The organism is Acinetobacter sp. CAU_H_29a_1, assembly GCF_058599505.1.
Genome location: NZ_CM178655.1, coordinates 381,266 through 397,929, shown reverse-complemented (window position 1 = coordinate 397,929; position 16,664 = coordinate 381,266). Strand labels below are relative to the sequence as shown.

11 protein-coding genes are annotated in these 16,664 nt (G+C 43.5%); 5 read left to right on the top strand and 6 right to left on the bottom strand.

Features of this window, described 5'->3' with window-relative positions; translation table 11 throughout:
• Positions 1-231: 231 nt before the first annotated feature.
• The 4 genes from AC4MDD_RS01885 to dxs all read right to left on the bottom strand — a co-directional run bounded on the left by AC4MDD_RS01885 (position 232) and on the right by dxs (position 7,154).
• Positions 232-2,154, bottom strand: a complete 1,923-nt coding sequence (locus tag AC4MDD_RS01885) for a DEAD/DEAH box helicase (RefSeq protein WP_004977947.1) — start codon at positions 2,152-2,154, stop codon at positions 232-234.
• Between the two features lie 729 nt (positions 2,155-2,883).
• Positions 2,884-4,185, bottom strand: a complete 1,302-nt coding sequence (locus tag AC4MDD_RS01880; protein ID WP_039891156.1) for an IS4 family transposase — start codon at positions 4,183-4,185, stop codon at positions 2,884-2,886.
• Between the two features lie 120 nt (positions 4,186-4,305).
• Positions 4,306-5,136, bottom strand: a complete 831-nt coding sequence (locus AC4MDD_RS01875) for an inositol monophosphatase family protein (RefSeq protein WP_004691373.1) — start codon at positions 5,134-5,136, stop codon at positions 4,306-4,308.
• 116 nt (positions 5,137-5,252) lie between these two features.
• Positions 5,253-7,154 carry a 1-deoxy-D-xylulose-5-phosphate synthase gene (gene dxs, locus AC4MDD_RS01870; RefSeq protein WP_491882226.1) on the bottom strand — a complete coding sequence of 634 codons (1,902 nt, stop codon included), beginning with the start codon at positions 7,152-7,154 and terminating at the stop codon, positions 5,253-5,255.
• 305 nt (positions 7,155-7,459) lie between these two features.
• On the opposite strand from dxs, the gene ribA reads away from it, so the two are divergent.
• The gene (ribA, locus tag AC4MDD_RS01865; protein ID WP_004691377.1) at positions 7,460-8,062 is read left to right on the top strand and encodes a GTP cyclohydrolase II; all 603 of its coding nucleotides are present in this window, start codon (positions 7,460-7,462) and stop codon (positions 8,060-8,062) included.
• A 59-nt stretch (positions 8,063-8,121) separates the two neighbouring features.
• On the opposite strand, the gene hemN is transcribed toward ribA, so the two are convergent.
• Complete coding sequence (gene hemN, locus AC4MDD_RS01860; RefSeq protein ID WP_491882225.1) at positions 8,122-9,486, bottom strand: oxygen-independent coproporphyrinogen III oxidase; 1,365 nt, start codon at positions 9,484-9,486, stop codon at positions 8,122-8,124.
• Between the two features lie 266 nt (positions 9,487-9,752).
• Between hemN and hemF the strand changes: the two genes are divergently transcribed.
• From hemF to aroE, 3 genes are all read left to right on the top strand, one after another.
• On the top strand, positions 9,753-10,694 hold the full coding sequence (gene hemF / locus AC4MDD_RS01855; protein WP_491882224.1) for an oxygen-dependent coproporphyrinogen oxidase: 942 nt from the start codon (positions 9,753-9,755) through the stop codon (positions 10,692-10,694).
• Between the two features lie 286 nt (positions 10,695-10,980).
• Complete coding sequence (locus AC4MDD_RS01850) at positions 10,981-11,187, top strand: hypothetical protein (protein WP_491882223.1); 207 nt, start codon at positions 10,981-10,983, stop codon at positions 11,185-11,187.
• 100 nt (positions 11,188-11,287) lie between these two features.
• Positions 11,288-12,076: a shikimate dehydrogenase gene (aroE, locus tag AC4MDD_RS01845; RefSeq protein WP_491882222.1), complete on the top strand. Its 789-nt coding sequence runs from the start codon at positions 11,288-11,290 to the stop codon at positions 12,074-12,076.
• Positions 12,077-12,119: 43 nt separating this feature from the next.
• Here the strand turns inward: aroE and AC4MDD_RS01840 are convergent, their stop codons facing one another.
• Entirely contained in the window at positions 12,120-14,537 is a 2,418-nt protein-coding gene (locus AC4MDD_RS01840; protein ID WP_078389969.1) for a hypothetical protein, read from the bottom strand.
• A 231-nt stretch (positions 14,538-14,768) separates the two neighbouring features.
• Between AC4MDD_RS01840 and AC4MDD_RS01835 the strand changes: the two genes are divergently transcribed.
• Positions 14,769-16,592: an acyl-CoA dehydrogenase C-terminal domain-containing protein gene (locus tag AC4MDD_RS01835; RefSeq protein ID WP_005401305.1), complete on the top strand. Its 1,824-nt coding sequence runs from the start codon at positions 14,769-14,771 to the stop codon at positions 16,590-16,592.
• Positions 16,593-16,664: the final 72 nt, after the last annotated feature.

Genomic DNA, 16,664 nt, shown 5'->3' with positions numbered 1-16,664 from the left:
ACGACCATAGACAAAGAAAAGAATGTTGCAAATAAGCAAAAAGAGTCCGAGATAATGTGCCATATTGACCTCTTTCACGTCAGAGAGTGTGGCGATTGATTCAACCTCATTATTGTGCATCATTATTATCAATACAATTAAAATATGACTCAGTATACATTTTAATTTATTTTTTTACAGCCGTAGACAAAAAAAACCAGTGTTTCCACTGGTTTTTTTATTCATTCAGACTTAGTCGTTAAACTTACGACGTGGGCGGTCAAAACCACCTTCAGTACGTGGACGATCTGAATTAAATTCACGCTTCGGACGGTCTTCGCCACCAAAAGTACGCTTAGGACGGTCTTCACCACCGAAAGTACGTTTTGGACGGTCATCACCAAAAGAACGTTGTGGACGGTCACCAAAACCACCTTCACGACGTGGCGCTGGACGATCACCAAAATCACGTTTTGGGCGGTCACCAAAAGAACCTTCACGACGTGGTTTGTAGTCTACACGGTTACCGCGGTTGTCATCATTCGAGTCAAAACGTGGTTTATCGTTGAAACCGCCTTCGCGACGTGGACGATCAGAGTTGAATTCACGCTTTGGACGATCATCAAAAGAACGTTGCGGACGATCACCGAAACCGCCTTCACGACGTGGCGCTGGACGATCACCAAAATCACGTTTTGGACGGTCATCAAAAGAACGTTGTGGACGATCACCGAAACCGCCTTCACGACGTGGACGATCATTATTAAACTCACGACGTGGACGATCTTCACCACCAAATGATGGACGATCACCACGAGGTTTGTCATCGTAGCTACGACGTGGACGGTCATCACCACCTTCACGACGTTTAAAGTTAGACTCACCTTCGAAACGAGCACGACCGCCGCCATCGCGACCACCGAAACCACCGCGACCACGACCGCCGCCATCACGACCACGACCATCACGACCACGACCGCCGCCATCACGACTACCGCGTGCAGGAGGTGGAGATGGCTCAAGGCCTTCAATTTCAGATACATTCAAACGCGCATCTAAGAAATCTTCTAAAGCACGGATTTTACCGCGTTCACGGTAAGTTGCTAAAGTGATTGCTTTACCAGTACGACCCGCACGACCTGTACGACCAATACGGTGTACATAGTCTTCGTTCTTCATTGGAAGACCGAAGTTGATTACGTGTGAAATGGTTGGTACGTCAAGACCACGTGCAGCAACGTCAGTCGCAACTAAAATTTTTGCACGACCTTCACGGATGCTACGTAAACGACGGTTACGCACAGTTTGTGGCATAGCACCATGAAGTGCTACAACTGATAAACCTGCTTCAGCAAGTTCTTCAGCCAACATATCGGTGTCTTCTTGAGTAGAAGCGAATACAACAGCTTGATCTACGTCTTCAGCACTTAACCAATGCGTTAGTAATTTTTTCTTGTGCTCAAAGCCATCAGTCCAGTGTAAAGTCTGAGTGATGTCAGTATTCGTAGAGTGACCAGTTTCGATTGCAATACGTTGTGGATCATTCATCATGCGTTCAGCAAGTGTAATGATACGACCAGCAAATGTTGCAGAGAACATTAAAGTCTGTTTACGATTTGCAGCAAGATCGCTAATTGCTTCTAAGTCTTCAGAGAAACCTAGATCAAGCATACGGTCTGCTTCGTCAACAATAAGCGCATCAACTTGGTCTAATTTAATTTGACGACGGTTTACAAGGTCAAGTAAACGACCTGGTGTTGCAACAACAACTTGCGCACCTTTTAACTGTTGGATTTGCTTACCAAACGGCATACCACCCATGATCGCTGCAATACGTGCACCTTTCATGTGACGGACAAATCCAATCGCATCTTGGCTTACTTGCTGCGCCAACTCACGAGTTGGGCAAAGAACCAAAATATTTGGTTGAGTAATTGCTTTCATACGTTCTTTGAACGGAACAAAAGTCTCTTGGGCTGCAAGTGCGTTTAACGTTGGAAGTAAGAACGCCGCAGTTTTACCTGAACCTGTTTGGCTAGATACTAAAAGGTCTTTACCTTCTAAAGCTGCAGGAATCGATTGTTCCTGTACAGGCGTAGGAGAAGTAAAACCTAAGCTTTGTAAAGCTTGTTGTAACGATTCATGTAAAGGAAAATCAGCAAAAGTTTTGCTCATAGAGTATTTCACCCGAAAAATGGGTGCTCCATTAAATATATGGTCTGATGGACATCGGCAAAAAGCGGCACAGCAATAATCGCTGAAAATATAGAATCAGCGGCGATCCGAGAACGACGATGCGTATAACGCACATTTGATTACAGCCGCAACCTGAAGGAATCGCTTAAGCGATTGGGTGGGGCGCGAAATAATGTCCTCTCTTTGGACCGGACGCGCATACACAATGATAGAAGAGAATGTTCAGGTAATGAACGAAATTTAGTGCGTGGGCGGAGTATAGCAGGATATTTTTAAAAGTCACCTCTTTTCGTGAAATTGATACAATATTTTCCTCAAAGATTGAATAAATGCAGGTTTTCACTTTAATTTTTTTGACCATCTAGAAAAATATTGAATAGCATTCTACGTTCTATCCCTCAACTATCAGCCATAAAACGCAATTAATTGTACTAGCTCTTTTTCTAATGCTGCCGTGATTTGACATGGTATCTGACCTGTAATGAACATTACACACAGCAAGCTTAAATAGGTGTCTATACGCTGGCTAATTTTAACCCACTTTATTTCTGAGATAGAGTGATCTTCATTCAGAGTTGATCAGAATCTGGCACAGCCTATGTTTTACAATTGAATAGAAGTCAAAGCCATAAAATAAATCACTACAAAGCCTTTATTTTTTTCATGTCTCATCAAAGAAAAAGCCCTCTTATGAGTAATGCCAGTCAGTTAAGAAATTGACTGGCATTTTCTTGGGTACTTTTGAGGCTTTATTTTGACGACTCTAGGGCATTGCCTTGATCTTCTTTCAGGCAAAACAAACATTTTAGACTGTTCCAGCAAACGCTCTAAATGCTTGGGCAAATTCCCTGCCGATTCCAGCGGAGTATGCCTTAATATATTGATAATGCTGATTGAAGCAATATGGAAACTGATACGCAAAGGGCTGACTTTCGCCCGTTGAGCCATAAATTTCATTTGCCTTCTAAGAATATTATAAGCAATCAATACACCCCATAATTCCTGATACACCAATTCAGGCTGCTTGCTTCTTAAATGCATCCCATCTTGCAGGTCGCTCTTGATTTCACGGTAGCACATCTCGATTTCCCAGCGCTGAGCATACAGCGTACTGACCTCTTCCAGAGGATAAGCCTTTGAATCTAATAATGATGTAACGTATCGTCTAACCCTTCCAGACTGTTCAGTTTCAATCAGGCGGGCTTCCCAATAGTCACCTAAATCCGGATTCAGTTTCTTCGCTCTTGGAGAAACAGGCATTCTGATTTGAAAGTCATGCGCTGAGTTTTTCCTGATAATTTCATAGCGCAGATTGTCTTTAGCCCGCATAAGCCAATGGCAGTTTTCCCGAGACTGCCACCCTGATAAGAAATCAGCAGAGAAGTAGGCCCGGTCAAATAAAGTCAGGCTATTTGCAGGCACTTTCAATTTCTTCGCTAAAGTCAGCTCGCCTTGATCCATACTTCCAATCCCGGCATCAATCACTTCATGAGTATTGGTGTTGATCAGGCAAACCGCTCTGGCTTGCGGCCAAGGTGCTGCTATCGTTTTGCCTTTGGAAGAACCGAAGTGCCTGAAGTTCTCATCTGTGTGGGGCATGGACCAGACGGCTCCATCTACAGCGCAGATGCTTAGGCCATGAAAGGCGGAATATTGCGGCTGAGAATCTTCAAACCATGTCTGACTCAGTGTATTGAACAGGACATTTAAAGGCTCCAGACCCAAGCGCTGTCTGGCCTGCACTGATGCGCTTGGGGCGCAGCTTTCAGCCGTGCCAAAAACCAGCTGCAGCTGCTGAACAACATACCAGATGGGCTGGTCGCGGAACAATGCAAGTCCAATAACTAGCCATACAGCATGCTCTGCGGGGAGTTTTCTTTTTCTGACCGATGCTTTCCCGGTCCGTTTTAAACAGTCTTCAATCCAGTTTAAATCAATTAATTCGCTAAAATTAGAAAGTGAAGGAGCTGTCTGCTGAAATGCTGAACTTAAATTCTGAGAAAAAGTCATAAAAAAATGAGCGTATCTGGATACGCTCATTTTTACCGCATTTCAGCTATTTTGTCTTAACTGATCAGCATTACTCTTATGAGGGCTTTTTCAATGTCTTAAAACACGATCTACATGCTATTACTTAGCAGCCTCACCCCAAGCAGGTACAACTGCTTTCATCAGAGGTTTCAACATTTTCATAGAACATGCCAGTACTTGGCCATTTTCCATAGATTCGCTACCACCACGTGCATCAACTACTGTACCGCCCGCTTCTTTCACGATCAACTCACCAGCTGCGATATCCCAAGGCTTTAAGCCAAGTTCGAAGTACGCATCGAAACGACCTGCTGCAACATATGCCAAATCTAATGCTGCAGAACCTGTACGACGGTATTGCGCGCCAGCTTCAGTCACATTTAACAATGAATCAAAATGATTTTTTGCATAAGAAATCACTTCACCATTACGTTTTGCACGGTAAGCATGACCCACAGACATGAATGTATTTTCAAGGCTGTCTTTCACATTTACACGAATACGGCGTTGGTTCATCATGGCACCACGACCACGACTTGCAGAGAACAACTCATCTTTCACAGGGTCGTAAATTACGCCATGTTGAGTAATGCCTTTATGTTGAACTGCAATAGAGATACAGAAGTGAGGAACACCGTTAATGAAGTTTAGAGTGCCATCAAGTGGGTCGATGATCCAACACCAATCTGCGTCGTGACCTTTACCTTCTTGAAAACCAAACTCTTCACCAAGGAAGCTGTGATTTTTATAGCTTTTACGTAGGGTATCGATAGCCAATTGTTCCAAATAACGGTCTACACGCGTTACAGGACCATCAATTCCTTTTTCTTCGACTTGTAGATCGAGCTTATGACGATTTTGATGCGCTTTTAAAAGCTCTTGACCGACTAATTGAGCCGCACGCGCAGCCATCACCACCATAGGTTCCATTGAACACCCACTACAATTTGAAGATATTGATAAAGAATAATGCATAAAAGCCCGCGCATCTTATCAAAGATCGGGGCTTTTAGGGAAAAAATGTTTCTAAAATTTAAAAACGGTGCTTAAACCATGTGTACAAGTTTTGACCATGCTTGGCGCACCGAGCTTTCAATGCCTTCTGCATCTAGTCCCGCCTGATGCAACATTTGCGCATGAGTCGCTTGATGCATGAATGTATCCGCTAATCCGAGATTTAACATCGGTTTCACGATTTGAGCTTGTACCAAATATTCATTGACCGCACTGCCCGCACCCGCCATCACCGCATGTTCTTCAACCGTAACAAATAAAGCCGTTGATGGTGCTAAAGTCGCTATCATCTTTTCATCAAGCGGTTTAACAAAGCGCATATTCACCACACGAACCGCCAAATCTTGTTCAGCTAATTTCTGTGCTGCCTCTACTGCGGCCTGAACACGACTACCAAAAGCGAGAATGCTAATAACGTCGTCTTGGGCATCATTAAAGCTCGCTACAATTTCAGCCTGACCAATTTCCATCGGGGTCATCTGTTGTTGAATTTCAACACCCAAACCATTGCCACGCGGGTAACGCACTGCAGCAGGACCATTATATAAATAAGCGGTATGCAACATTTGACGACATTCATTTTCGTCTTTTGGCGCCATAATCACCAAATTCGGTACGGTACGCATAAAGGCATAGTCATAGGCCCCAGCATGAGTCGGGCCATCTTCACCCACTAAGCCTGCACGGTCGATACCAAAGGTAACATCTAGATTTTGCAGGGCCACATCATGAATCAATTGATCATAGCCACGCTGCAAGAAAGTCGAGTAAATGGCCACCACAGGTTTTAAGCCTTCACACGCCATACCCGCCGCCAAAGTTACGGCATGCTGTTCTGCAATCGCAACATCAAAAAAGCGCTGTGGATACTGTTTAGCAAAATCCACCATCCCTGAGCCTTCGCACATGGCAGGGGTAATCGCCAGTAAACGCTCATCTTGTGCGGCTTCATCACATAACCATTGACCAAAGACATCTGAATATTTGGGCGCCGTTTGCGGAGCAGACTTGGCATTTATTTTTGTAATCGCGTGATATTTGATTTGGTCAGCTTCAGCAGGGGCGAAGCCTTTCCCTTTTTTGGTATAGATATGAATTAAACGTGGCCCTTTACGTTTTTTCAATGCGGTAAAGACTTGTGTCAGCTGTTCGACATCGTGCCCATCGAAAGGCCCAAAGTAATCAAAACCAATCGCTTTAAAGACGTTGTCAGCCGCATCTGTCGCTGCACTGTGTAAGCGTGAGTTATAGGTCCATTCAGGATGTGGCTGTACATAAGCTTCGCCATCCGCTGAAATATTAATGGACTGACCACTTTCCCAAATCGAAGCCAAATGTTTAGCAAAACCACCTGTGCTGCATGAAATCGACATATCGTTGTCATTTAGCACCACCATCAGGTCCGCATCATGCGCGACTGCATCATTCATAGCTTCAAAGGCCATACCTGCTGTCATCGCCCCATCGCCAATGATCGCGACCACTTCACATGGATTGTTTTGATAACGACGTGCCAGCGCCATACCTAGCCCTGCTGAAATCGCAGTCGAAGAATGTCCGACTCCAAAGGTATCAAACACCGATTCATCACGCGCAGGAAAGGCAGCCAAACCATCTTTAGCACGAATAGTCGTGAGCTGTTCACGGCGGCCCGTCAAGGCTTTATGCGGATAAGCTTGATGACCGACATCCCAAATTAAGCGGTCATTCGGTGTGTTAAAGCAATAATGTAATGCCACGGTGAGCTCGACTACACCGAGGTTTGCACCAAAGTGTCCCCCACTTTGTCCTGCGGCATACAGAATAAATTGACGTAGCTCGTCTGCCACTTGTGCTAATTGACTTTGCTCAAGCGAGCGAAGTTGTTGAGGATGATCAATCGTATCCAACAACGGTGTTACAGGGCGATGAGCTGGTATTTCTGTATACAACATAATATGGCAAAGCCTTCTAAAGCCTGGCAAATCTAGCTAGGTCAAATGGGTAATTCGATCATATCGTCGAATGCTATCACCTTCAATCAGCCATATTTCTAGCGATGCAGTTTTGAGCAGTGCTCTCACTGGGTGTTCGTTTAGTGCAGGTGATTATCCTGAATAATCTTACTATTTATCAACTATTATCGTTCGCTTTATACAAAAAAGAAAATCTTCTGCATAAATTCGTGGATGCAATTCTACCAATGTCGATGCATTACGCTATACTTTAGCCAATTTCTGAACTATTTACAGGTTTAGCTGTGCCTATTGAATTTGTTGCCACATCCCGTTTACCGACTGCTTTTGGTGAGTTTAACATCACCGTATTTCAAGATCCTAAGACCGGTGAAGAACATGTTGCACTCTCAAAAGGTTTGGATCAGCCGATCATTGAACCCGTTTTAGTCCGTGTTCATTCCGAATGTCTCACGGGCGATGCCTTTGCTTCCTTGAAATGTGACTGTGGCCCACAATTGCAAGCCACGCAAAAACTGATTAATGAAGCTGGGCAAGGCGTGATTCTGTATTTGCGCCAAGAAGGTCGTGGCATTGGGCTTACCAATAAAATTCGTGCTTATGCGCTACAAGATCAAGGGCATGACACGGTCGATGCCAACCTAATGCTCAACCTACCTGCCGATGCACGTCGTTATGACATGGTCAGCATTATGTTGGATCATCTCAATATTCAACAAGTCCGTTTGATTACCAACAATCCATTGAAGATTGCAGCACTGCAAGAGCAAGGGATCAATGTGGTGGATCGTGTACCATTGACGGTCGGTTTAAATCCTTTCAATGAAGAATATTTAAAAACCAAACATGAACGCATGGCACACTTGTACAAGAAAGATGATTTTTAAAATTTAATCATTTGCTCTAAGCCTACTTGAAAAAGCCGGTTTAGAGCGCTTCAATCAGATTAGATGGTCATGGAGAAAATACGACTCTCAGGTCGACGGCGTTTTAAATGCAAATCGAACGCCATACAAATGTTGCGTAAAAAGGCTTTGCCCTGCTCAGTCACCCGTATACTGTGTGGTCTAATCTCTAATAAACCATCGTCCCGCATTTCTTCCAGTTGTCCCAAGACCTCAGCCAATTCAGGAAACTGCATACTTGGATCCGCCCACGACGTCTGAAAGCTACACATCAAATTTAAAATGTGACGACGAATCATCAGATCTTCAGCATTCAAAATATGCCCGCGATAGACCGGAAGTTCATTGTTTTCCAGTCGCGCATAATAATCTTCGAGTTTTTTTTCATTTTGCGCAAAGCTATACCAGCTGTCGCTGATCGATGAAATCCCTAAACCAATCATCACTTGAGTTTTCGATGCGGTGTAACCCATAAAATTGCGATGCAGAATGCCTGCCTGAAATGATTGATACATGGCATCACTTTCTAAAGCAAAATGATCCATACCAATTTCATGATAACCTTGTGCAAGTAACTTATTTTTTCCTTCCTCATAGCACTGCCGTTTTATTTCATCTTTCGGCACATCATGATCTTTAAAACCACGTTGCCCATTGCCTTTGATCCAAGGCACATGCGCATAACTATAAAAAGCCAGACGATCTGGGCGTAAACGATTGGTTTGATCAATGGTGTTGAGCACATCATCAAGGTTTTGAAAAGGCAGACCAAAGACCAAATCATGTGAAATTGAGCTATAGCCTATTTCACGTGCCCACTGCGTCACTTGCTGGACATTTTCAAAAGGCTGTATCCGATGAATGGCTTTTTGTACGGTTTCATTATAATCCTGTACTCCATAACTGACACGGCGAAAGCCCAAGTCATACAAGGCTTGCAAATGCTCCCGAGTCGTATTGTTCGGATGCCCTTCAAAGCTAAACTCATACTGCTCGGCAATCTCTGCTTGCGCAAGGATGCCTTCAATTAACTGAGTTAAATGTGCTGGAGAAAAGAAAGTGGGCGTTCCTCCACCCAAATGAATTTCTTTAATGCGCGGCTTTTCTTCAAGCCATTCACAATAAAGAGACCATTCCTTTAAAACGGCCTGAATATAGGGCTGCTCCATCTCATGCTTTTTGGTCACGCGTTTGTGGCAACCACAAAAAGTACAGAGACTTTCGCAAAAAGGCAGATGAATATACAGACTTATGCCTTCAGTCGAATTAGATTCAGCAAACGATGTTTTCAGCGTCTGTTTCCATTGATCTAAGGAAAACTGCGCCTCTTCCCAATACGGCACCGTTGGATAACTGGTATAACGTGGACCAGGAACATTGTATTTTTGAATCAATGAATCGCGCATATTTACCATCAGCTCTTCCGTATTCAGAAGATGCAGCCTATTCTGCATCGCCAAACTCGGGTCTGTACTGTGGTTATTCTGCTGAGCTTAGAATCAGAATTCAACCTAGCGAATTGGTCAGGTTATTTTCGAATGGCAGCATTTCATTTTTGAATTGCTTCACAACATCGAATGCTGCAGTAGGACTCTTCGGAAAATATTCTTAATCTTTTTGCTGTTTTATGTTTTGATGTAAGCAGTTTTCATCTTTTCCCATGAGGCTTTTCATGCAGCACCCAACGTCTGCGGATATCCAACGTGTTCGCGAATTTCTCCTCGACTTACAAGCTCGTATTTGTGCCGCACTTGAACAACAAGAACGTGCAGGTGGCGGGACTGCGCAGTTTGAAATAGATGATTGGGAGCGTCCTGAAGGCGGTGGGGGTCGTTCACGCGTACTGCAAAATGGTACGGTGATTGAAAAAGGTGGAGTGATGTTCTCACACATCAACATCTCTAAACTCCCTGCTTCAGCGACTGAACGCCATCCGCAAATTGCAGGCGCCAAAGCGCAAGCAATGGGCGTGTCTCTGGTGATCCATCCAAAAAACCCGAATGTCCCGACGTCACATGCCAATGTACGCTTATTCGTGGCTGAAAAAGAAGGCCAAGATCCAATTTGGTGGTTTGGGGGTGGTTTTGACCTCACACCATTTTACCCAAATGATGAAGATGTACTGTCATGGCATCAGGCGGCACATGACTTATGTGCGCCCTTTGGCGATGAAGTCTATGCCGAACATAAACAATGGTGTGATGACTACTTCTATTTAAAACACCGTGACGAACAACGTGGTGTCGGTGGATTGTTCTTTGATGATCTCAATCAATGGGACTTTGAAACCTGTTTCCAATATATTCAAGCAGTCGGCAATGGCTACCTCAACGCCATTCTTCCAATCTTCCAGCGCAACCAAGACAAGCCTTATAGCGAGGCGCAACGCGACTTTCAAATCTATCGTCGTGGTCGTTATGTCGAATATAACTTAGTTTATGACCGCGGCACGCTCTTTGGTTTACAAACAGGTGGCCGGATTGAATCGATTTTAGTGAGCTTGCCGAATTTGGCGGGTTGGTCATATCGACCTGAATGGGAGGCCGATTCTGCTGAGAAAAAATTGACCGACTTTTACCTGAAACCCCAAGATTGGCTCAAGCTACTCAAATAGACACACAGGCTTACAATTTTATATCCCCCACGCATGCCCTTTTCACCAGATTAGGGCAGCTTATATATTAAATTTTATATATTTCCCGATCAATTCCTCGTAGAATGGCCACTACACAAAGCGTCATTTCTTTGCATTTATTAAAGCATTGTCACAGGTTTAAAACAGCAATTGGGTTCTTTTAAGTTCGCAAAAACCGTAAGCTAAATTAAGTCATTTTCAATGTATTCATTTTAATGACATCAACCTTTAGTATCCTCCTTTGCTGTTCTCTGAGGTCCCAAACATGTTCGCAAAAAGAGTTAGCTCGACCACCATGGTTCTTTTCTGCTTTGCTATTGTGTTGCTAAGCTCGATCAGTACCACGATTTTTTCTGAAAGTGCGTTTAATGACAATGCATCCATCAGCATCACCGTATTTGCAGTTATCGGCTTAACCCTGACCGCAGCAAAATTATTGTTTGATGCGATTCACAGCATCTGTAACCCATAAGTCGCCTTTCTTTTTTCTGTTGATAAAAAACCACTGAACCCTTTAGCCTGTGTGTAATTTGCCGTATATTGAACGGCATTTCTCACATGGATTTGGTGCGATGAACAAACAATTCGCTGTCATTGGCAACCCGATTGAGCAGTCTCGCTCACCTGAACTTCACCATGCGTTTGCACAAAAAATGGGGCTCGACCTCAACTATAGTAAACGTCTTGCGCCACTCGATGGCTTCCTCGCCAATATCCAAGAATTTTTCTCACAGGGTGGCATTGGTCTTAATGTCACGGTCCCGTTTAAAGAACAAGCCTTTACAGCCTGCGCAGTCCTCACTGAACGCGCTAAAATCGCAAAAGCAGTCAATACGCTGTGGATGGTCGATGGTCAATTACATGGTGACAACACCGATGGACAAGGGCTAGTCGATGCCATTCATGCTTTGAACTGGAACTTAGACCAGACAGATTTACTGATCATCGGTGCAGGTGGTGCAACTCGCGGCGTCATTTATCCACTGGTCCAAGCAGGGGTGAAAAAAATTGTGATTGCCAATCGTACCCTTGCTCGTGCTGAGCAACTGGTTGCTGACTTAAAAACAGCTGTGCCGCAAGCCGAATTGCAAGCCATCGGCTTAGATGCGCTCGAAGGTCAGTTTGACTTGGTGATTAATGCAACCTCTGCCAGCCTAAGTGGCGATGCCCTCATTCTGCCTGAAGCTTTGCACTTTCAACATGCTTATGAAATGGCCTATGGCAAACCCTCAACCTTTTTAGATCAAGCCAAAGCTCGCGGCGTACCTACCTCAGAAGGCTACGGCATGCTGGTTGGTCAGGCGATTGAATCTTTTTCAATTTGGAATAGCGTCAAACCGAACCTGAAAGATTTTTTATAAGCACAAATAAAAAAGAACCTCCGCAGAGGTTCTTTTTTTCAGATTAGTTCATGTGTTTCTGTACGGCTTTATAGGTCTCGTAATAGGTCGAATCGCTAAAGAAGTCGTCATGTTCAAGCTTCAAACCTTGCAACGATTTTTCTGTCAATTGACCTTTTAAGTCATCTGCAAATGCTTTAGCAAAGACGTGTGCAGACTGAGTCAAATATGCAGTTTGCTCTTGGTCAATCTCATAGGTATCGGTGAATTTGTCTTGATAGACCTGAGCAAAAACCGCTTGCTTGGTTTTGTATTTCTTCGCCAAATCCTTCCATTGCTGATTTTCTTGTACATCTTCCAGTGCATCATTAACGATATTGGCGATACTTTCTCCCAGCTCATCAAAGTCTTGTTCGTGCTGTAAAGCATGTTTTTGACGTAGCTGAGTCAGACGCTTAAGTGCTGCACCCTTCGGCTCTGCAACATCCATGAACTCATAGGCATACACTTCTGAAATTTCATTGATGGTCGCTGAGCTATAGTAACGAATATACTCTGGACGTTGTGCGGCAAACATCAAAGCAAATACCGCTTGATACGCTTTAACTTCAGAATGATGACGTGCATAGCTTTGCTGCGCTGCCTGCTGGTAATAATCTGAAATAGCCTTAGGTAATTCTGTTGTACTTGATGATGCGCTCTCTACACTTGATGAATCTGCACCTAACGGGCCCAGCATGCCTTTCACTACATTTTCCAGCAGTGAACCTTTAGATACTTCCTCAATCGATTTGGCATTTCTTAAAGCTTGACGGTCAATGGCGGTCGCACTGCCATAATTAAACACCTGATTGGTGCTCTTAATTTGTAGCTTACCAATTTGCTCATCGCTAATCACAATGTTGTAATCCATGTTTTGCGCACGACCTTTTTGGTCGAGTCCAACATCCATCACAAACGGTGAACGCTCGCTACCCAGCTGTGCCATGATCGGTGTAATTTCAGCCTGATGTTTTTGCCAAAGTTGTTTAAAGCTTTGTGCGTCTACCAGTTGCTCTGTTTGATACGCGCTAAAGAGTGGTTTCAACTCTTCCAAAACATTGGTCGCTGCTTGTCCAAAAGTCTCTTCATCTATAGATTCATTGGTTACTTTAGGTGCAAGTACATCAATATCTTGATAATCACGGCATGCGGTCACTTTACCAATAGGAATGTTCTTGCTGTTGATGAGCGCATCGCAAGCTTCTTCAGATAGCGTATTTGGTGCTGCAGAAGCAGTCACTTCAGTTGCTGTCTCATCAGCATCTTCTGTCGCGGCCTGCGCATAAGCCACATCTGCTGCTGCATCAACCGTAGCATCGGCAGCGGCATCTACAACAATGTCTTGTTCATCGCTCTGCCCATAACCACTCAAGTTCTGCATTTTTTGGTTCACCAAATGACTGACACGTTCGAGTGAATCATAGGCTGGGTCTTCACTTGCGCTACTTGCAGCAATCTCTGCTTCTTTCGCCGCCTGCATTGCATCTTCCGCTGCGCTTGGTGTTTTTGCAGCATCCTCAATCAGACGCTCAGCATCAAAAGCTTGTATCTGCTGGGTATAGTGCAGTTTATTGACGTATTCAAACAAGCCCAATTGTACTTGTGCTGTTTCTAAGTCACCCATATAGCGAATTTTTTTGCTTAGGCCTGCTTCTTTTTCTGACTTGCTTAAATCAACACTATGCACTTGATTTGGCTCTGCCAAAGCATATGGCAGTGCATTCATTTGCTTTAAATATTCTGCAAACTTTTTAAAATCAATATGACCGAATGCGTCTTTATGCTTAGAAAAGTCAATATAGGCAAAGCGATCCTGACTTTCACGGTTTACCATAAACGGCATAAAGGCAAAGTAGTTGGTGTAAAATTTATAGTCATTAAAATCAACCACCATCGGCAACTGTGCTTGCACTTGTAAGGTTGGTTTTTGATAACTTAACTGCAAAGTCAATGCTGCCAATTTTTGACGGAAATGCACAGAGCCCTGATAACTAAACTGTAAGTCATTGAGTAAATTTACCAAAGATTCTGCGATTTGAACCTTAGCAGAACGTGATTCACCACTGCCATACAGCGATGCATACGGATTTTGTTCACGTGCAAGTGCATCATATAAGGCTTGTTTTTCTTTGGCCGTAAAAGAAATTTTTTGATTTTTTAATAGTTGATCTAATTGTTTTTTCAACTCTGGATCTAAGTTCGTCCCATTTGACTGAGTATTCGACTTAGAATTTAGCTTGGACTCATTAAAATTAAAGTCAGATTGAATAGAGAACTGACCTTTAAAATCATAGCTGGCATTTTCAAACATGGCATTAAGGCCTTGCGTGGCTTGTTGCCCGAGCTGCTGATCTGAAGAGGCATTGGATTTAATGACATGCTGAGTACACCCACTGATACTCAAACCCAATAAACAAAGTGTTATATATTTTAAGCGCATAATACTTGCTGAAAACCTGAGTTAATTATAGTTTATTAAAAAAGTACATGATCAAAAGACCATCGAGTCAGTGTAACAGAACTGTCTTTTTAGATTGATGATTTTATCTACAAATTCGCCTTTCTGACATTTTCTCAAGTCGGATCTATCAATGTATTTTGATACGATGTATGAATAATGAAATGATCGATTTAAATAATCCAATACTATTTCTAAATTAGGATTACACACATGCCTGCATATAAAGCTCCCTTACATGATATTCGCTTCTTAATGAATGAAGTGCTGGACTATCCTGCACATTATCAAACCCTATCGAATGGTGAAGCTGCCGACGCTGATACGGTAGATATGATCTTAGAAGGCGCAGCAGATTTTTGTGAAAATATTTTATCTCCCTTAAACCAATCGGGCGATGAAGAAGGTTGTACCTTCGACAATGGTGAAGTGAAAACACCAAAAGGCTTCAAAGACGCTTACGACCAGTTTGTCCAAGGTGGCTGGCAAGGTTTGTCTTTCCCTGAAGAATTTGGCGGTCAGAACCTGCCTCAATCTTTAAATCTGATTAAATCGGAAATGATGGGCACCGCAAACTGGTCTTTCCAAATGTACCCAGGTTTAAGCATCGGCTGTATGAACACCATTTTACAGTTTGGTACAGACGAACAAAAAAATCTGTATATGCCGAACTTAGTGGCAGGTACATGGTCAGGTACCATGTGTTTAACTGAACCTCAGTGTGGCACCGACTTAGGCCAAGTAAAGACCAAAGCAGAATTAAATGCCGATGGCACTTATAACATCTCAGGCACCAAAATCTTCATCTCTGCAGGTGAGCAAGATTTAACTGAAAACATCATTCACATCGTACTTGCTCGTCTTCCAGATGCACCTACAGGCACCAAAGGCATTTCACTGTTCATTGTGCCTAAATTCTTGGTCAATGCAGACAGTAGCCTTGGTGAACGTAACCCTGTGACTTGTGGTTCAATTGAACATAAGATGGGGATTCGCGCTTCTGCAACCGCAGTGCTGAACTTTGACAATGCTGTCGGTTACTTGATTGGTGAGCCAAACAAAGGCTTACATGCCATGTTTACCTTTATGAACACCGCACGTATCGGTACAGCAATTCAAGGTATTGCACATGCTGAGCTTTCTTTCCAAGGTGCACTTCCATATGCCAAAGAACGTATGTCGATGCGTGCACTTTCTGGCAAGAAAGACCCTGAAAAAGTCGCTGATGCCATTATTCATCACGCTGACGTTCGCCGTATGTTGCTGACACAAAAAGCGATTGCTGAAGGCGGTCGCTCAATGATTTATTACGCAGCGCAAATTGCCGACAAAATGGCAGATGCGCTTGAACGTGGCGATACTGCTGCATTTGAAGCACATGATGATCACTTAGGATTCTATACCCCAATTTTAAAAGGCTTCTTAACTGAATTAGGCTTGGAAGCTGCAAACCATGGTATGCAAGTCTATGGCGGTCATGGCTACATTAAAGAATGGGGCATGGAGCAAATTGCACGTGATGCACGTATTGCGACATTATATGAAGGCACAACAGGTGTTCAAGCACTGGACTTAATTGGTCGTAAAGTACTTCTGACCTCTAAAGGTAAAGTGATTCGCGACTACACCACTGAAATTTTAAAATTCTGTGGCCAACAGGCACGTAACAAATACATGCGTCGTTTTGCATGGGACTTAACCAAAGTATGTGCACAGTGGAATGCCTTAACTGTTCGCATTATGCTTGCAGCTCGTAAAGACCGTGACGTGGTATCTTCAGCTTCTGTCGATTTCTTGATGTTCTCTGGCTATGTGATGATGGCGTATTTCTGGGCACAACAAGCGGCTGTGGCTTCAGAAAAACTGGCTTCTGGTGATGGCAAAGAATCTGCTGAATTCTATAAAGCGAAAATTAAAGTCGCTGACTTCTACTTCGACCGTTTATTGCCACGGACCCAAGGTCATGCCGAAGCAATGGTCAATCCTTCAAAAACCATGACTTCTTTAGCACCTGAACACTTTAGCTTTGACTACTAATTAATAGTGTCAAAATGATAAAAAGAGCGCCTAGGCGCTCTTTTTATTTCTTGGTCGACCTTACAATTCAAC